Here is an 18,387-nt window from a genome sequence, read left to right on the forward strand (position 1 = left end):
GGGGCGAGGCAGCACTCCGTCGTGCCGTCCCCCGTGGATGGTTCGTCATCGCCGTCGGTCGTGGCCGCGTCCCCTGCCGCGTGCGCGCAGCGCCTCCAGGCGGGCCTGCGCCCGTCGGTCGGCGCCGGCGGCCCGTTCCTTCCCGGCTGCGCCGCCCGCGAGGAAGGCCGCCATGGCCCGCACGGTGGAGTGCCGGAACAAGTCGACGACGTCGACCCGCCGTCCCAGCGCGGTGTGCAGCCGCTCCTGCAGCCGGATCAGCAGGAGTGAGTTGCCGCCGGCGTCGAAGAAGTTCTCGCCGGTGGCGACCGGGCGGCCGAGTACCGTCTGCCAGGCCCGCGCGACCAGCCGCTCGGTCTCGTTCAGCGGCTGCTCCTCGGTGCTCGGCGGCGCAGCTCCGTGAAGGGCCGTCGCGATCCGGGCGCGGTCGGGGGCGCCGCCGGGCAGCAGCGGCAGCCGGTCGAGGACCGCGATCCGGGCGGGTCGCATCGGGCCGGGCAACCGCTCCAGCAGGTAGGCGCGCAGCGCCTCCTCGGTGGGGCTCGCCCCCGGCCGGGCGGTGACGGCTGCGACCAACCGGTCCCCGGCCCCCGCACCGTCTTCGTCGCCGGCGCGGGTCACCACGGCGCGGGCGACCTCGGGATGGGCGAGCAGTGCGGCCTCGACGTCGGCGAAGGCCACCCGGGTGCCGCGGACGACGGCCTGCTGCCCGGCGCGCCCGGCGAACACCAGCCGCCCGTCGCAGGTGTGCCGCACCAGGTCGCCGGTGGCGTACAGGCGGCTGCCCGGCCGCGTCGCGAACGGATCGGGCAGGTACCGCTCGGCGGTGAGCCGGGGTTGCTCGGCGTAGCCCCGGGTGACGGCCGCGCCGCCGATGTGGAGTTCGCCGATCACGCCCGGCGGGACCAGCCGGCCCGACGGATCCAGGACGTAGGCCGTACAGCCGGCGGGGAGCCCGAGGGTGACGGGCTCGCCGGGTGCGAGGGGCCCGCCGAGCGCGGGGCCCGCGGTCTCGGCGCAGGTGTACAGGTGGTGCAGGTGCCGGGCGCCGGCCTCGTGGGCCTCCTGGACGGCCTCGGGGATGAGCAGGTCGCCGCCGGTGATGAGGGTGTGCGGGTGGCTCTGTGGGGCCGCGGGCGCCACCGCCACCGGCACCGGCACCGGCACCGGCACCGGGGGAACGACGTACCGAGCGGAGGCCCCGCTCGCCTCGGACGTGCTCACGCGCCCCCCGTGGATCAGCGGGGCGAACACCTCGAAGACCGCTCGGTGACTGTCCACCGGACCGCACGACGCCACCGAGTCCAGGGCGCCTTCGGGCAGGTTCCGCCCGGCCCAGCGCAGCCGGCTCACCAGATTGCGGTGCTCCGCGACGACGGCCCGGGGTTCGCTGGTGGTGCCGGAGGTGTGCAGGATCCACGCCGCGTTGCGGGCGCTCACCCGGGCGCGCACGCGCGGGGTGCCGCCGCCGGCGGCAGGCGCCACCTGAAGGACGTGCAGCCGTGTGTGGTCGAACAGCGAGGCCGAGCGGGCGTCGGCGACGACCGTGTCGATGCCGATCTCGTCGACGGCCAGACGCAGCCGGAACGCGGGGAGGGCGGGATCGAGCGGCACGCAGACGCCGCCCGCCTTCAGGACGCCGAGCAGCGCGGCCACCCGTTCGGGCGTCTCGGTGACGCAGATACCGACGCGGGTCTCGGGAGCGGTCCCGTGCGCGTGGAGCCGGTGCGCCACGCGGTCGGCCGCGGTGTCGAGTTCCCGGTACGTCCAGGACTGCCGGGCGGTCTCGACGGCCACCGCGTCGGGGGTGCGCAGGGCCTGCTCCTCGACCAGGTCGTGGAGGCAGCGTTCCTCGGCGGGCTCGTCGCGGGCGGGGTTCCATGCGTCGAGGAGCGCGACGCGTTCGCCCTCACCGGGCAGCCCCAGGGCAAAGACGGTGCGGCCCGGGTCGGCGCCGACGCGTTCCAGGACGGTGCGCAGCCGGCCCAGTATCCGGTCGGCGGTGGCGGCGTCGAACAGGTCGGTGCGGTAGTCGACCAGGGCGAGCAGGCCGTCGTCGGTCTCGACGGTGTCGACGGCCAGGTCGACCTTCATGGTGGGCAGGCGCAGCTCGCCCACGGTCAGGCGGGCACCGGCCGCCAGGTGGACGGGCGCGGCCGACTGGTGGGTGTACATCACCTGGTACAGGGGGTGGCGGCTCATGTCGCGGGTCACGCCGAGCGCGTCGATGACCTCGTCGAAGGGGAGATCTGCGTGGTCGTGCGCGTCCAGCACGTCGTCGCGCACCCGGGTGACCAGTTCGCCGAACGCCAGGTCGTCGGACAGGTCGCTGCGCAGCACGACGGGCCGGGCGAGATAGCCGACGATCCCGGCGCTGTCGGCGCTGTCGCGTCCGGAGACCGCCATGCCGGTGAGCACGGCGGTGCCGCCGAACCGGCCGAGCACCACGTCGCAGGCGGCCTTGAGGACCATGAAGAGCGTCGCGCGTCTGCCGCGGGCGAGCCGGCGCAGCGGTTCGACCACCGAGGACGGGATGACGGTGGTGCGGCGCCCGCCCGCGTGGTCGCTGTGGACGGGGCGTGGACGCAGGACGGGCAGTTCGAGCACATCGGGCGCGCCGGCCAGCCGCCGGGTCCAGTAGCGCAGATGCGCGGCCCGGTTCCGCTCGTCCAGCTCGGCCCGGCGGGTCAGGAAGTCGGTGTAGGAGACGGTGGGTTCGGGCAGCGGTGCGGGGCGGCCCAGGGCGAACGCGTCGTAGAGCGTGGCCAGTTCGGAGGTGAACACGTCGAGTGATGCGCCGTCGAAGACGATGTGGTGCACGGCGACGAGCAGTCGGTGGGTGTTCTCGTCGAGCCGCAGCAGCTCCGTGCGGAACAGCGGTCCGTCCTCCAGGGCGAAGGGCGTCCGCGCGAACCGGGCGGTATGTTCGGCCGCGCGCTTCTCGCGCCCCGCCGGGTCCGCTTCGGCGCAGTCGACGAGGGCCGGGCGGACGGGCTCCGGTGCGGCGACGGCCTGCACGGGTTCACCCGCCGGGTTCCGGGTGATCCGGGTCCGCAGCGCCGGGTGCCGCCGCAGGAGGTGGTCGAGGGCCTGTGCCAGCGCCGGCCCGTGCAGCGGACCGTCGATCGTGACGGCGAAGGGGATGCTGAAGAACGGATCGCCGGGCCGCATCCGGGCCAGCGCCCACAGCCGCCGCTGGGCCGGGGTCAGCGGGAAGGGAGGATGAGTCGTCATCGGGTGGTCCTCGATTCGGCGGGGTCGGGCGCGGCGGCCGGGGCCGGGTGCAGTGCCGGGACCGCGAGGACGGCTCCGGCCGCGACGAGCACGACACCGGCGGCGATGATCGACTCCGCCGTGCCCAGCAGTTCGGCCGTCAGGCCGCCCGCGAGGACGCCGAGCACCATGAAGTTGACCATCAGGGCGTTGAGCAGTCCGACTCCCCTGCCGCGCAGGTCTTCCGGCAGGTCGCGCAGCAGCGTGTTGGCGACGGGCACCTGGAAGAGCCCCGAGCCCAGTCCGGACAGCAGGCACCAGGCGGCCACGACGGTCAGTCCGAGGTGGTCGCGCGTGCCCGAGGTGGGCGCCAGCAGGATCAGCGACATCCCGAACAGCAGGATCGAGCCGACCAGCAGCCCGTGGTCGGAGTACCGCCGCACCAGCACCGGCCCGAGCAGCGCTCCGAGGATCGCGCCGCCGCCGAAGCATGCCTGCGCGAGACCGTAGTCGAAGGCGGACAGGTCGAAGACGTTCAGCAGCTGGGTGTTGATGTTGGTGGTGAACAGTCCCAGCACCAGCATCACCGGCACCAGGAACACGGCGAGGAACCGCAGGGAGGGCACCTTCAGCACACCGCTGACGCCCGTGCGCAGGGCCCTGAGGTACGGCTCGCCGCCCCCCGCGGGACCGCGCCCCGGCACTTCGCGCAGGACGGCCATGCTGCCCAGCAGCAGCGCCGAGAGCGCGAAGGTCGCGGCGTCGATGACGAAGATCACGGACACATCGCCGAGGGCGAGCAGGACGCCGCCCAGAGCGGGGCCCACCAGGTTGAGGGTGTGGTTGGTGCTCTGGAACAGGGCCACCGCCGACGGGATGCTGTGACTCCCGACGATCTTCGGGATGGCGGTGATCCGGGCGGTCTCGAAGAACGCCTTGCCGACGCCGCTCAGCAGGGTGAGCAGGATCAGCAGCCAGGGCGAGTCGCGCACGGCGATCATGCCCAGCGCGATCACCACCCGGGCCAGGTCCGAGCCGACGAGCAGCAGCCGGGCCGGCATCCGGTCGGCGAGCGGGCCCACGAACGCGCCGAGCACCCCGGACGGCAGCAACTGGGCGATGACGACGAGCGAGACGAACAGCACGGGGTCGTCGGTCTGGGTGGCCACCACGTAGAGCAGCGTGATCTTCGTGATGGCGTCACCGAGGAACGACGCGACCACGGCCAGCCAGTAGCGGATGTACGTTCCGTCCTTGAGGAGTTCAAGCACCGCCGGCTCCCTCGCCGAGCATGTCGTTGACGACGGCCGCGACACCTGCGATCAGGGGGGCGCGCATCACCGTGTAGTGGTTGCCGGGAACGGCGCGGACGTCCAGCCGGGGACCGGCGAGTTCACGCCAGGACTCCGTCACGTCGTGCTCGTCGTCCGCGGCGCGGATGAGCGCGACCCTGCCCCGCAGCGGCTCGGGCCGGTAGTTCCACAGCAGCCGCAGGTTGGCGAGCCACATGTCGACCACGTCGCGGATCTGTTCCCGCCCGGCGTCGGGCGGCAGGTAGTCGGCGGCGCGCGCGATGGCCAGGAGGTAGTCGAGGTGCTCGTCGGGGGTCATCCCGCGCAGTTCGCCGACCGGCTTCAGGTCGTCGCCGTAACTCCACCGCAGATTGGCGGCGATGGCCTCGACGATCTCGGCGCGGTCGGGCTCGGAGCCGGCCGGGACCTGGGCCGGAGCATGACTGTCGATCATGATGACGTGTACGTCCTGTCCCGACTTCTCCAGCTCGTGGGCGACGGCGTACGCGTTGCAGCCGCCGTAGCACCAGCCGACCAGCGTGTACGGCCCCTGCGGCTGGACCTCCCGGATCAGCCCCGCGTACGCGGCGGCGCGTGCCGCGAAGCCGGCGAAGGGCAGTGCCCCGTCGACCGGCGGCGGGGACGCGAGCGCGTACAGCGGGCGCTCCGCGGGCTCGACGAGTCCTGAGAACGGCATGTAGCAGACGACCTCGCTGCCCGCCGGGTGGGCGAAGAACAGCGGGCTGCCGTTGCCGCCCGGGGCCAGCTCCACCAGGTGGACTCCGGTCTCCTCCCGGTAGCCCTCGCGCAGCATGCGCGCGAAGCGTTCGACGGTGGCGCCCTGGAAGATGGCCGCCATGGGCAGCTGCCGGCCGAACCGCCTCTCGATCTCGGCCATCAGCCGCAGCACCAGCAGGGAGTGCCCGCCCAGTTCGAAGAACCGGTCGTGCAGGCCGACCGGGCGGACGCCGAGCACGTCCTCCCAGATGTGGGCGACTTCCAGTTCGACGGCGTCGCGCGGCGGCACGTAGTCGGTGCCGTCCCGGTCGGCGGAGGGGGCCGGCAGGGCCTTGCGGTCGATCTTCCCGCTGGTGTTGAGCGGGAAGGTGTCCAGCACCACGTAGGCGGTGGGGATCATGTAGTCGGGCAGGAACGCCCGCAGGTGCTCGCGCAGTTCCTCGACGCGCGGCTCGTCACCGTGTGCGCTCTCGACGTATCCGACGAGGCGTCGGTCGCCCGGCCGGTCCTCGCGGACGAGCGCCACCGCCCGGCCGACCGCGGGGTGCGACTCCAACCGGGCCTGGATCTCTCCGAGTTCGATACGGAAGCCGCGGAGCTTGATCTGGCCGTCGTCGCGGCCGAGGAAGATCAGGGTGCCGTCCTCGCGCAGCCTGACCTTGTCGCCGGTCGCATACAGCCGCCCGCCGATCCGGGTGCCGAACGGGTCGGGGACGAACCGCTCGGCGGTCAGTGCGGGGCGGCCGCGGTAGCCGCGGGCCACGCCGTCGCCGCCGATGTACAGGTCGCCTGGCACGCCGACCGGCACCGGCCGCATCAGCTCGTCCAGCACATACACCTGGGTGTTGGCCAGGGGCCGCCCGATGGAGACGGGCTCGGCGCCGCTGTCCATGCGGTGCGCCGTGGACCAGATGGTCGTCTCGGTCGGGCCGTACACGTTCCAGGTGCGGCCGGGCCGGTCGACGAGCTGTTCGGCCAGGGACGCGGGCAGCGCCTCGCCGCCGACGAGGACGCGCAGGCCGGTGGTGCGCCAGCCGGTCTCGACCAGCAGATGCCAGGTCGCGGGGGTGGCCTGCATCACGGTGGCGCCGGTCTCGGCCAGCAGGGGGGCGAGCCGACGGCCGTCCACCGCCTCGTCCTTGCGCACGATGTGCACCCGCGCGCCGCTGATCAGCGGCGCGTACAGCTCCAGGCCGGCGATGTCGAAGGTGACGGGGGTGACGGCGGCGAGGACGTCGTCCGGGCCGAGGCCTGTCTCGTCGGCCATCGCCAGCAGCAGGTTGACCAGGTTGCGGTGGGTGACCTCGACCCCCTTGGGGCGGCCGGTGGAACCCGAGGTGTAGATCACGTAGGCGAGGCACCCGTCGCGTGCCGCCGGGCGCCACCCCCCGCCCGGCTCCGTCACAACGGCCTGCCCGTCGATGGCCTGCCCGTTGATGGCCTGCCCGTTGATGGCCTGCTCGTCGGTGGCCTGCCCTTCGGCGGCCTGCCCGTTGACGGCCTGCCCTTCGGCGGCCTGCCCGTTGACGGCCTGCGCGTCGGCGGCCTGCCCGTCAGCGGCCTGCGCGTCGGCAGGCTGCTCGTCGGTGGCCCGCCCGTCGGCGGCCTGCGCGTCGGCAGGCTGCTCGTCGGTGGCCCGCCCGTCGACGACCCGCCCGTCGACGACCCGCCCCTCGGCGACCCGCCCGTCGGCGGCCTGCCCGTCGGCGGCCTGCCCGTCGGCGGCCTGCCCGTCGGCGGCCTGCGCGTCGGCGGGCTGCGCGTCGGTGGCATCGACCAGGATCCGTACGCCCGGGCAGCCGGCCAGCGTGTCGCTCAGCTCCGACCGGGTCACGAGGCACGCCGCGCCCGCGTCGGACGTCATGGCAACAAGCCGCTCCCGCGGGTGCTGCGGATCCAGCGGCAGATACGCGCCGCCGGACATCAGGACGCCGAGCAGGGCCACCACCAGGTCGACGGAGCGTTCCAGGCAGACCCCGACCACGGTCTCCTCCATCACGCCCCGGCGCCGCAGACGGCCGGAGAGCCGGCCCGCGCGCTCGACGAGCCCGGCGTAGGTGAGCCGTTCCTCCCCGCAGGAGACGGCGACCGCGTTCGGCGACGCCTCGGCCCGGCGGCGGATCAGGTCCTCCAGACGCAGACCCGCCTCGCGTGGAGTGTCGGTCCTGTTCCACTCGACCAGCAGGGTGTGGGCCTCGTCCGGGCCGATGAGCGACACATCGCGCACGGCCCGGCCGGGATCGGCGGTGATCTGCTCCAGGATCCGCTCGACCTGCCCGCTCATCCGGATCATCGTGCCCTCGGAGAACAGATCGGAGTTGTACTCGAACAGGCCGAGGAAGTGGTCCTCCCCGAGGGCCGGGTCGTCGAAGAAACCGAGGGTCACATCGTCCTTGGCGGTGCGGTTGTCGAGCATCAGCTCCTCGACGGTCAGCCCGGCCATGGCGGTCTCCGCCTCGTGGTGGAAGTCCACGAGGATGAAGGACGTCTGGTAGACGGGTGTGCGGCTGGGGTCCCGTGCGACGTCGAGTTCGTCGAGCAGCGTGCCGAACGGGATGTCGTGGTGGTCGAAGGCGCCCATCATGGTCGTCCGGGTCGCCTGAAGCAGCTCACGGACGGTCATCTCCGGCCGGACCCGGGTGCGCAGCGGCAGCATCGTCAGGAAGTAGCCGATCATCGGCTCGGTCTCCGGCCGGCTGCGGGTCGACGACGTGGTGCCGACCACGATGTCCCGCTGCCCGGTGAGCCGGTGCAGCAGCAGTTGCCAGGCGGCGAGCAGCGCGATGTTGACCGTGACCTCCTCGCGCCGGGCGAGGTCCCTGACCGCCTGGGTGAGGTCCGCGGACAGCCGGAACTGGTACCGCGCGCCGTTGAAGGTCTGCACCGGCGGGCGGGGCCGGTCGGTGGGCAGCTCCAGGACGAGGTCGGCGCCCGCGAGTTGGTTCTTCCAGTACGGCAGGTGCTTGCGCCGGACCTCCTCGCGCAGCCATTCGGGCTGCCACTCGGCGTAGTCCGGGTAGTGCACCTCCAACGGGGGCAGTTCGGGCTCGCGGCCGGTGGCGAACGCGCTGTACAGCTCGGCGAACTCGGAGTTGAACACGCCCATCGACTGGCGGTCCCAGACCAGGTGGTCGACCGTGCCGACGAGGACGTGCTCGCGCTCGTCCATGCGCAGCAGATCGATCCGCAGCAGCGGCCCTTCGACGAGGTCGAAGGCGGTGCGCAGCTGCTCGGTGGCGAGCCGTCGCATCTCCTGCTCGCGGCGCCCGGCCGGCAGGGAACGCAGGTCCCGGTGGTTGACGGGCACGGCCAGTGCGTCGTGCACCACCTGCACGGGGGTGAGGCCGTCGCGTTCGAAGGTGGTGCGCATCGCCTCGTGGCGCTGTACGAAGGCGTCCACGGCGCGCTGCAGGGCGCCGGTGTCGAGTTCGCCGCGCAGCCGCGAGGCGAAGTAGACGTTGTAGACGGGGTCTTCGGGGTCGAACTGGTGGATGAGCCAGATGCGTTCCTGGTCGACGGTGAGCGGGATGCGGTCGCCGCGTCGCCGCCGCGGTATCCGGGTCAGCGCCGCCGGGGACCGGTTGCGCTCCCGCATCCGGCGGTCCAGCAGGGCGCGCTGGGCCGGGGTGAGGCCGGCCAGTCGGGCTGACAGATCGGTCACGACTGCTCTCCTTCCGGCGCACGCCGGTACCGGTCCTTGAGTTCGGTGAGGTGACCGAGCCCCGTCATCACCTGCTCGGGGTCGAGACCGAAGTCGATGAGGCAGGCGACCTCGTCGACGCCGATGTCCACCAGGTCCTCGATCAGGGACTCGCACGAGTCCGGCGTGCCGAGCAGCGCGAGCGTGTCGAAGTAGCGCTCGAAGGTGGCGGTGAGCATGGCCTGGCGTCCGGCCTCGTCCAGCTTGGAGAACTCGCCGCCCGTGTTGTCCTGTTGGGCGAGGAACGTCTTCAGGTAGCCGGTGAGCGGCGCGCGGACGATCTCCTTGACGGTGTCCTCGTCGGTGCCCAGGAAGGTGTGCACCATCGCGGTGACCCGGCCCGTGGCGGGGTCGTGGCCGGATCCGCGCCGCGCCTCCCGGTAGACGGCGATCTTGTCCTTCAGGTCCGCCGGCCGCTGTGCCACGAGTCCGGTGAGGAGGTTCGCGCCGATCTCCCCGGCGCGTTCGAACGTCTCGACGCTGCCCTGGGCCGAGATCCACATCGGGAGCTTCGGCTGAAGGGGCCTGGGCAGGGTGCGTACGGCCTGCAAGGAGCCGTCGGCGCGGGGCAGTTCGACCGTCTCCCCGGCCCACAGCCGCTGGATGACGTCGATCGCCTCGAACATCTCGTCCTTGCGCCGCCGGTAGCGCCGCTGCCCGTCCCCGGGGGCCAGCAGGAAGTCGTCGGGGTGCCATCCGGACGCGGCCGAGACGGCCGCCCGGCCGCCGGAGAGGTTGTCGACGACCGCCCACTCCTCGGCCACCCGCACCGGGTGGTGCAGCGGCAGGACCACGCTGCCCGCGCGGATCTGGACGCGTTCGGTCAGCACGGCGATCGCGGACGCCGGCACCGACGGGTTGGGGTAGAGGCCGCCGAAGTCCACGAAGTGGCGCTCGGGAACCCAGATGCCCGTGAAGCCGTGCCGGTCGGCGTACTGTGCGCTGTCCAGCAGCAGCCGGTACTTCCCGGGGCCGTCGGCGGTGCCGTCCCCCGAGAAGAAGAACAGGCTGAAGTCCATGGCGCTGTCCGGCCGACGGGTCCGGCGCGGTGCGCCGGCCGGCCGGGGCGCGGGCCGCGGGCCGCCGTCCAGGCCCTCGGGTGCCTTGGCGTTCCGCTTGCGCAGCGACGCCTCCAGTACGGCACGCTGGCCGGGTGTCAGCGAGGACAGGCGCTCCTTGAGCTGCTTCTCGACGTCGGTCGCGTCAGACATCTTCACCCCTCAGCCTGGCTTCGGCCTCCGCGGCGGAAAGGCCCTCCACTTCTCTCAGCAGCGCCTCGAACTCGTCGAGGCCGATCGACTCCGCCTGGTGCGCGCGGATGGCCGCGGCCAGGCTGTCGACCGTCGGCGCCTCGAAGACGGCGCTCATGGGGAAGTCGCCGTGGGTCTGCCGCAGCCGGCCGACGATCTGGATGGCGAACAGCGAGTTGCCGCCCAGGTCGTAGAAGTCGTCGTCCGGGCCGATGGGTGACACACCCAGCATGTCGTGCCATACCCGGGCCACGGACTGGGCGACTTCGTCGTCCGGCCACACCGTGGCCGGGTCCCAGCCGTCCGCGGAGCGGTCCCGGGACGCCCCGAGCGAGTCGGTGAACGCCGAGGCGGTCAGCCCGGACTGGTCGGCGAGGACGTCCTGGAAGTCGGCCGTGCTGACCACGATCTGGGGCAGTCCCGCGGCGAGTGCCGCGCGCGCGAGGGCCAGGCCCTCCTCGACCGGTATGCCCTGTTCGCGGCGGAGCCGTTCGTACCGGTCCCGCACCTCGGGCAGGCCGGCCATCTGCTGCTCGAACCAGTCGTCCCACTCCCACTGCGACCAGTCGACGGCCACCGTGGGCCGTCCGGCCGCGGCCCCCGCCTGGGCGAAGGCGTCCAGGAACGCGGCCACCGCGGTGTTGTCCGCCTGGCCGAACCCGCCCACGATGCCCGTGGTGGCCGAGCCGAGCAGGAAGAAGTCCAGCTGCTCGGCGCGCAGCAGTTCGTCCAGCAGCAGGGTGGACCTGACCCGGGCGTCGAGGACGGCGGCGAAGTCCTTCCGGGTCTTCAGCGCCACCAGGCCGGAGCCCCGGGTGTCCACGCAGTGCAGGACGCCGCGCAGCGAGCCCAGTCGCGTCCGTGCCTCGGTGACGGCGCGGGCCGCCTCGCCGAGGTCGCCGAGATCGGCGGCGCGGTAGGCGATGTCGTCCGGCCGGCCGGCGCGCAGCGCCGCCAGGCGGGCGATCCTGGCGCGCACCCGGTCGTCGTCGCCCATCGCGCCGGACAGCCAGTCCTGCCAGGCGTCCTCGGCGGGGAAGTCCGGGTCGCCGATCAGGTGGAGCCGGGCGCCCGCCTGGGCGAGTTGTTCGGCGAAGGTCAGCCCGGCCTCGCCGGAGGCGCCCGTGACGAGGTATCCGGCGCCCTCGCGCCACGTCACGGCGACGGGTGCCGCATCGAGCGCGACGGGTGCGAAGGCCCGGCGCAGCCGCTGTGTGCCGCGGTAGGCGACCAGGGCGTCGCCGCCCGGTCCCGTCAGCTCCGCCAGCAGGTGTGTGACGAGCCGCGCGCGGTCCGCGGCGTCCTGGGGCGGGGTCACGTCGATGCTGCGGCAGCTCAGCCAGGCGTACTCCTGGGGCAGCACGGTGACCGCGCCGTGAAGGGTGGCCCGCTCGGGCGCCGTCACCGGGGAGCCGTGCGCGTCCTGAAGGCCGTCGGTGAGCACGTCGATGCGTACCGGGCGGTCCTCGCCCGCCTCGCCCAGGGCCTGCGCGAGGGTGACCAGGGTGTGGAAACCGGTGTCCAGGGCGCGGGTGTAGCGGGCGACGGTGTCGGACTGCTCCTCGGCGCCGGTGACGCTCCAGGCGTGCAGCACCCGGTGCGGTGGCCGGCCGGACCGCCGCAGTTCCTTGACGACCTGCCCGAGGTGGTCCGGGTCCGCCGGGTCGGCGTCGAAGGAGTCGTCCGTCGTCCTGGCGTACGTCTGCGCCATGCGCACGGTCGTCACGGCATGGCCCCGCGCGCGCAGCCGGTCGGTCACCCCGTCGGCCAGGCCCTGGTCGTCGGCGAGTACCAGCCAGTCGCGCGGTTCGTCGGCGGGGGCGGTGCGCGGCAGGGGTGCGCGGTGCCAGACCGGGGTGTAGGTCCAGCGGGCCGGGTCCCGGCGTACGGTGCCGGGCGCCGCCGTCGGCCGGGGCAGCAGATGGCTTCGCCGCTGGAACGGGTAGCCGGGCAGCGGGACCCGGTGGCGCGGTTCGCCCCGGTGCTGCCCCGCCCAGGCGACGGGCACGCCGTGCCGCCACAGCTCCCCGAGCCCTTCGCGTACGGTCCGGCTCTCCGGCGTCCGGTCCTCGCCGCGCGGACGGCCGAGCAGCGTCACCACGGGGGCGGGCTCCGGGTGCGCGCGCACCAGGCCGCTCAGCTGGCTCCCGGGTCCGACCTCGACGAGCACGGCGTGCCCCAGCGTCGCGAGGGCGCCGACGCCGTGCGAGAAGCGCACCGGGCGGCGGGTGTGGGCCACCCAGTAGTCCGGGTCGGTGGCCTGCGCGTCGGTGATCCAGGTACCCGTCACATTGGACAGGAAGGGGACCTTGGGCTCCTCCAGCCGTATCTCGCGAAGGGCCGCGGCGAGGGCCGGCAGCGCGGGCTCGACCAGCGCGGTGTGGAAGGCGTGGGAGGTCGCCAGTTCCCGTACGTGCACGCCCCGCGCCGTCAGCAGCCCGCGCACGTCGGCGATCTCCTCGGCCGTGCCCCCGACCACGCAGGAGCCGGGCGCGTTGACGGCGGCGACGGTGGCGCGGCCGTCCAGCAGCTTCTCCAGCTCTGCCGCGTCGAGCGGCACGGACAGCATCCGGCCCGGCGCCAGGTCCTGCATCAGCCGGGCGCGCCGTGCCACCACGCGGAGGGCGTCCTCCAGGGTGAACACCTCGGCGAGGCAGGCCGCGACGAGTTCGCCGAGGCTGTGTCCGGTCATCGCCGAGGGGCGCACACCCCAGGAGAGCAGCAGCTGGGCCAGTGCGTAGTCGACGCTGAAGACGGCCGGTTGGGTGTACAGGGTCTGCCGCAGCCGCTCGCCGCCCTCCTCGCCGGCGCCGAACGCCACGTCCCGCACGTCCCATCCGAGGTCGGGCCGCAGCAGTTCGGCGCAGCGGTCCAGGGCGGCGCGGAACACCGGCTCGGTGCGGTAGAGGCCGGCGCCCATGCCGGCGTACTGGCTGCCCTGTCCGGGGAACAGGAACACCACGGCCGGGGCCGCGCCGGCCGCCGGGACGGGCGCGCCGTCCCGGGCCGGCCGTTCCAGCGCGGCGACCGCGCCCCGCAGGCTGTCGGCCACCACGGCACGGCGGTACGGGAAGGCGTCCCGGCCGTGTTGCAGGGTGTACGCGATGTCGGCGAGGGGGGCGGTGCCGTCCGCGGAGCGCAGGGCGCCGGCCAGCCGTGCCGCCGCCTCGTCGAGGGCGCCGGGGGTACGGGCCGACAGCGGCAGGACATGCCAGTCGCCCGCGCGGTCGGCGGTCACCGGCCGCGTGGACGGGGCGGCTTCGAGCACCACGTGCGCGTTGGTGCCGCCGATGCCGAAGGCGCTCACGCCGGCCCGCGGCGGGTGGTCGCGGGCGGGCCAGCCGGTTCCCTCGGCGTCGACCCGGAACGGTGAGGTGTCCAGCCGGAGCCGCGGGTTGGGGCTGCGGTAGTGGGCCGTCGGGGGGATGAAGCGGTGTTCCAGGGCCAGGGCGGCCTTGATGAGTCCGGTGACGCCCGCCGCCGCGTCGAGGTGTCCGACGTTCGACTTCACGGATCCCAGGTGCACCGAGCCGGCCGGCAGGCCGGGGCCGAACGCCTCGGTGAGCGCCTGGACCTCGATGGGGTCGCCGAGCGGGGTGGCGGTGCCGTGCGCCTCGACGTAGTCGACCGTGCCGGGTTCGATCCCGGCGACCGCCAGCGCCTCGGCGATGACCTCGGCCTGGCCGCGCGGCGACGGGGCGGTGAATCCGACCTTCGCCGAACCGTCGTTGTTCACGGCGCAGCCGCGGATGACGGCGTGGATGTGGTCGCCGTCCGCGATGGCGTCCGCCAGCCGCTTGAGGACCACGAGGGCGACGCCGTCGCCGGAGACGGTGCCGGTGGCGGCGGCGTCGAACGGGCGGCAGTGGCCGTCCGCCGACAGGATGGCGCCCTCCTCGTAGCGGTAGCCGCGCGGCTCCAGCGCGCGCACCGCCACGCCGCCCGCGAGGGCCAGGTCGCACTCGCGGGTGAGCAGCGACTGCACGGCGAGGTGGACCGCCACCAGGGACGAGGAGCAGGCGCTCTGCACGGTGAGACTCGGCCCGGTCAGGCCGAGCTTGTACGAGATGCGCAGGGCCGGCATGCCGGGGTCGTTGCCGATGGCCACCTGGAGTTCGTCGGAGACCGCTCCGCTCCGGCCGCCTGCCGCGATCCGGTCCAGCAGATATGCGGTCCCGGAGGTGCCGGCGAACACCCCGGTGCGCCCCTCGGCGGACCGCGGCGGGTGCCCGGCCCGTTCCAGGGCGTCCCAGGCGGTTTCGAGGAGCAACCGGGCCTGCGGGTCCATGAGTTCGGCCTCCGCCGCGGTGACGCCGAAGAAGTCCGCGTCGAAGAGGTCGAAGCCCTCCAGCGGGAAGCCCGACTTCACATAGGCCGGGTCGTCGAGCAGCCGCTCGGGCACCCCGGCCGCGGCAAGCTCCGCGTCGGAGTGGCGTGTGCCGCCCTCCTGCCCGGCCACGACCAGGCGCCACAGCTCGTCGACGCTCGCGGCGCCGGGAAAGCGTCCGCTCATGCCGATGATGGCGATGGACTGCTCGGGCGGTTCCGCTTCGCTCGTCATGCGTTCTCCCCGTGCGCGGTGGAAGGGGCCTCGGTGGCCTGCGATGCGTCGAGTGCGGCGGCGAACTCCCGTACCGTCGGCCGGTCGAAGAGCAGCCGCAGCGTCGCGGCGGGACCGAGGCGTTCGCGGGCGAGCGCCACGACCTGCGTGGCGAGCATGGAGTGGCCGCCCAGCTCGAAGAAGTCGTCGTCGAGTCCGACACGGTCCACGCACAGGACATCCGTCCAGATGTCCGTGAGTGCCTTCTCGACGGGGGTCACGGGGGCGGCGAAGGCCGCGTCAAGCTCGGGGCGGGCCGCGTCCGGGGCGGGCAGCGCCCGCCGGTCCACCTTGCCGTTGATCGTCAACGGCAGTCGGTCGAGGGGCACGTACACGTTCGGCAGCATGTAGTCGGGCAGCGTCCGTTGCAGGTGTTCGCGCAGCTCGGAGGGCCCGGCCGGGTCGCCCGCCCAGTACGCCACCAGGCGGGGGGCGCCCGTCTGGTCCGCGCCGACGGTCACGACGGCTTCCCGGACCGCGGGATGCCGGGTCAGGGCGGTTTCGATCTCGCCCGGTTCCACCCGGTATCCGCGGATCTTGACCTGGTGGTCGAGCCGGCCCAGATACTCGTGGTCGCCGTCGGTCGTGCGCCGGGCGGCGTCCCCGGACCGGTAGCGGCGGGCGCCGGGCTCCCCCGCGTCCGGGTCGGGCAGGAAGCGTTCGGCGGTCAGCGCGGGCCTGCCCAGATAGCCGCGGGCCACCCCCGCTCCGCCCACGTGCAGTTCGCCCGGCTCCCCGGTTCGGGCCGGCTCACCGTTCTCGTCCAGCACGCGCATCGTCCAGCCGTCGATGGCCTCGCCGATCATGCCGCCGGGCGCGGTGTCGAGGTCGTCGGCGGTCATGCGACGGTAGGTGGAGTGGACGGTCGTCTCGGTGATTCCGTACATGTTCACCAGGACGGGAGCGCGGTCGCCGTGGCGGGCGATCCACGAGCGCAGCATCCCCGGTGGCAGCGCCTCACCGGCGAAGATCACCAGGCGCGGGGTGAGCCCCGGGGTGTGCGGGTGTTCGTCCTCGTACCGGGCGAGTTGGCGGAAGGCCGCCGGGGTCTGGTTGAGCACGGACACCCGCTCGCGGTGCAGCAGCGCATGGAAGTCCTCCGGGGACCGGCGCACCTGGTCGGACACGACGACCAGGCGGCCTCCGGTCAGCAGCGCGCCCCACATCTCCCACACACAGACGTCGAACGCCGCGGAGGCGAACAGGGACCACACGTCGTCGGGTGTGAAGCCGAATCGGTCGCGGGTGCCGGTCAGCAGGCCCGTCACATTGCGGTGCTCGACCATGACGCCCTTGGGAGCGCCGGTCGAACCGCTCGTGTAGATGACGTACGCGAGGTTCGCCGGTCCGGCGCCGCCGTCCGGCGGCGGGGTGTCCGGGTAGCCGGCCAGATCGACGCCGCCGGGGCCGGTCAGGACGGTGTGCGGGGCGCCGAGACCGCGTCCGGGCGAGTCCGTGAGCAGCACGGCTGCCCCGGCATCGGTGAGGGTGAGCGTCAGGCGCTCGTCCGGGCTCGACGGGTCGAGCGGCACATACGCGCCGCCCGCCTTGAGGACCGCGAGCAGCGCGGTCACCAGGTGCACGGTCCGCTCCAGGCAGACGGCGACCGGGACCTCCGGGCCGACCCCGAGCGTTGTCAGATGGTGGGCGAGCCGGTTGGCGTCGCGCTCCAGTTGCCGGTAGGTCAGCCGTTCGCCACCGCTGGTCACGGCGACGGCGTCGCGGCGCGTGGCCGCCTGCCGCTCGAACCATGCGTGCAGCGTGCCCGAACCGACGTCATCCGGTCGGTCAACGGTCACGATGGGTGCTCCTCTCGGTGCCGGGCCTGCCGAACCGGGTCGCGGACAGCTTCGGCACCGGCGTCTCGGGGAAGGTGATCGCTTCGTCCAACGTCCGTTCGTAGGCGGTGAGCAGGGCCGCGGGCGTGTCCGGTCCGAACAGGTCGGTGTCGTATTCGAGGGTCAGCGCGAGGCGTTCACCGCGTTCCTCGACATACAGGCTCAGGTCGTACTTGGCGGTGTCCTGGGGCCCGGTCAGATCCAGGACACACTCGTCGAGACCCCTGAAGACGGGGTTCTGCCGCTCCTTGAGGTAGCTGAACATCACGCGGAAGACCGGCAGGAAGTCCCGCCTGCGCCGGTTCACCAGGGCCTCCACCAGCTTGTCGAAGGGGAGGTCCTGGTGGGTGAAGGCGTCGAGCACGGCCGCACGCACCCGCGACAGCAGTGTCCGGAAGCCGGGGGCGCCGTCCAGGCCGACACGGACCGGCAACATGTTGATCAGACACCCGACCAGGTCCTGGAGTTCCGGACGGGTCCGCCCGGCGGCCGGCGTGCCGACGGTGACGTCGGTGGCGCCCGACCAGCCGGCGAGCAGCGCATCGAAGCCGGCGAGCGCGGTCATGTACGGCGTGACGCGCTCCGTGCGACTGAACTCCCATACAAGATTGGTGAGTTCGGGGCCGATCTCGTGGGTTGCGACGGCGCCGTCGAAGCGTTGGGTGCCGGGTCGCGGGTGGTCGGTGGGCACGAGGAGGGCCTGCGGGTCGTCGCCGAGGACAGCGCGCCAGTGCCCGATCAGCGCGTCCAGCTCCTCGCCCCGCAGCCACGCGCGCTGCCAGGCGGCGTAGTCCGCGTACTGCAGCCGGGGCCCGTCGGGCGGGGCCGGGCCGACCGCGGCCTGTGCCCCGTACAGTTCGCCGAGTTCCCGGTAGAAGATCTCCAAGGACCAGCCGTCCACGGCGATGTGATGGAACGTCATCATAAGGTGGTGGTCGTCGGGCGCCAGTCGCAGCAGCCGTGCCCGCACGGGTGGCCGCGCGGCCAGGTCGAAGACCGACGCGGCCTCTTCGGCGGCGAGGCGCCTGGCTTCGTCGGCCGCGTCGGCGCGGCCGGTCAGATCGGTGTACGGCAGGGGCTGCGGCACGGCGGGCGCGATCACCTGGCAGGGTTTGCCGCCGGGCGCCGTGTATGTCGTACGGAGCACTTCGTGCCGGGCGACCAGTCGGTCCAGTGCCCGGCCGAGCGCGGCCCGGTCCAGCGGGCCCCGCAGGCGCAGCACGGTCGGGACGTTGTACAGCGTGGTCGCCGGGTCGATCTGCTGCATGAACCACAGGCGTTGCTGCCCGAAGGACAGCAACGGCCGGTCCTCGCGTGCTCCCTGGCGCGGGCCGGACGGCACCGCGGGCCGTCCGGGTGCCGAGGCCGCGAGTTGTCCGGGTGCCGGTGCCGTGGGCTGTCCGGGTGCCGACGCCCGGCGCGCGTCCATCGCCGTGCGCACCAGCCGGGTCATGGCCCCGAGGCCGTCCGCCTGTAAAAGTTCCTCCGGCGTGACGTTCACGCCGAGTTCGTCGTCGATCCGGGACGCCAGAACTGACGCCGTTTCCTTGTCGCCGCCGAGAGCGACGAAGCCCGTGTCGGGTGGCACATCGGTCATGCCGAATAGCGCGCACCACAGTTCAATGAGTTGTTCCTCGACGAATCCCATGGAATTCAGGACCCGTCGGCACGACGCATGACACGCAAAGAATCCCCCGTTGCGTTCATATCCCCCGTAGCGCGGGCAGCGTCAATGGCGGCAATCCGACAGGGGATT

Annotated in this window: 7 protein-coding genes; all 7 read right to left on the reverse strand. The window is 73.3% G+C overall.

Annotation, left to right across the window (positions count from 1 at the left end):
- Positions 1–45 precede the first annotated feature (45 nt).
- Genes ACFYTE_RS16260 through ACFYTE_RS16290 form a run of 7 tightly spaced genes read right to left on the reverse strand, consistent with a single transcriptional unit; the run spans position 46 to position 18,279 of the window.
- On the reverse strand, positions 46–3,234 hold the full coding sequence (locus tag ACFYTE_RS16260) for a condensation domain-containing protein (RefSeq protein WP_388710030.1): 3,189 nt from the start codon (positions 3,232–3,234) through the stop codon (positions 46–48).
- Positions 3,231–4,484: an MFS transporter gene (locus tag ACFYTE_RS16265; RefSeq protein WP_388710032.1), complete on the reverse strand. Its 1,254-nt coding sequence runs from the start codon at positions 4,482–4,484 to the stop codon at positions 3,231–3,233. Before ACFYTE_RS16265 ends, ACFYTE_RS16260 begins: the two co-directional genes overlap by 4 nt.
- Positions 4,477–8,904: an amino acid adenylation domain-containing protein gene (locus ACFYTE_RS16270; protein ID WP_388710034.1), complete on the reverse strand. Its 4,428-nt coding sequence runs from the start codon at positions 8,902–8,904 to the stop codon at positions 4,477–4,479. The genes ACFYTE_RS16265 and ACFYTE_RS16270 overlap by 8 nt, the downstream gene beginning before the upstream one ends.
- Positions 8,901–10,154: a MupA/Atu3671 family FMN-dependent luciferase-like monooxygenase gene (locus ACFYTE_RS16275; protein ID WP_388710036.1), complete on the reverse strand. Its 1,254-nt coding sequence runs from the start codon at positions 10,152–10,154 to the stop codon at positions 8,901–8,903. The genes ACFYTE_RS16270 and ACFYTE_RS16275 overlap by 4 nt, the downstream gene beginning before the upstream one ends.
- Entirely contained in the window at positions 10,147–14,754 is a 4,608-nt protein-coding gene (locus tag ACFYTE_RS16280) for a beta-ketoacyl synthase N-terminal-like domain-containing protein (protein ID WP_388710037.1), read from the reverse strand. Before ACFYTE_RS16280 ends, ACFYTE_RS16275 begins: the two co-directional genes overlap by 8 nt.
- The gene (locus ACFYTE_RS16285; protein ID WP_388710039.1) at positions 14,751–16,592 is read right to left on the reverse strand and encodes an amino acid adenylation domain-containing protein; all 1,842 of its coding nucleotides are present in this window, start codon (positions 16,590–16,592) and stop codon (positions 14,751–14,753) included. Before ACFYTE_RS16285 ends, ACFYTE_RS16280 begins: the two co-directional genes overlap by 4 nt.
- Positions 16,582–18,279: a condensation domain-containing protein gene (locus tag ACFYTE_RS16290; RefSeq protein WP_388710041.1), complete on the reverse strand. Its 1,698-nt coding sequence runs from the start codon at positions 18,277–18,279 to the stop codon at positions 16,582–16,584. The genes ACFYTE_RS16285 and ACFYTE_RS16290 overlap by 11 nt, the downstream gene beginning before the upstream one ends.
- Positions 18,280–18,387: the final 108 nt, after the last annotated feature.

Source organism: Streptomyces sp. NPDC004629, assembly GCF_042873595.1.
GTDB lineage: Bacteria > Actinomycetota > Actinomycetes > Streptomycetales > Streptomycetaceae > Streptomyces.

Excerpts from the sequence above, each read along its gene's own strand:
- ACFYTE_RS16275 (WP_388710036.1), bottom strand. The coding sequence starts at position 10,154 with ATGTCTGACGCGACCGACGTCGAGAAGCAGCTCAAGGAGCGCCTGTCC.
- ACFYTE_RS16260 (WP_388710030.1), bottom strand. The coding sequence starts at position 3,234 with ATGACGACTCATCCTCCCTTCCCGCTGACCCCGGCCCAGCGGCGGCTG.
- ACFYTE_RS16290 (WP_388710041.1), bottom strand. The coding sequence starts at position 18,279 with ATGGGATTCGTCGAGGAACAACTCATTGAACTGTGGTGCGCGCTATTC.
- ACFYTE_RS16280 (WP_388710037.1), bottom strand. The coding sequence starts at position 14,754 with ATGACGAGCGAAGCGGAACCGCCCGAGCAGTCCATCGCCATCATCGGC.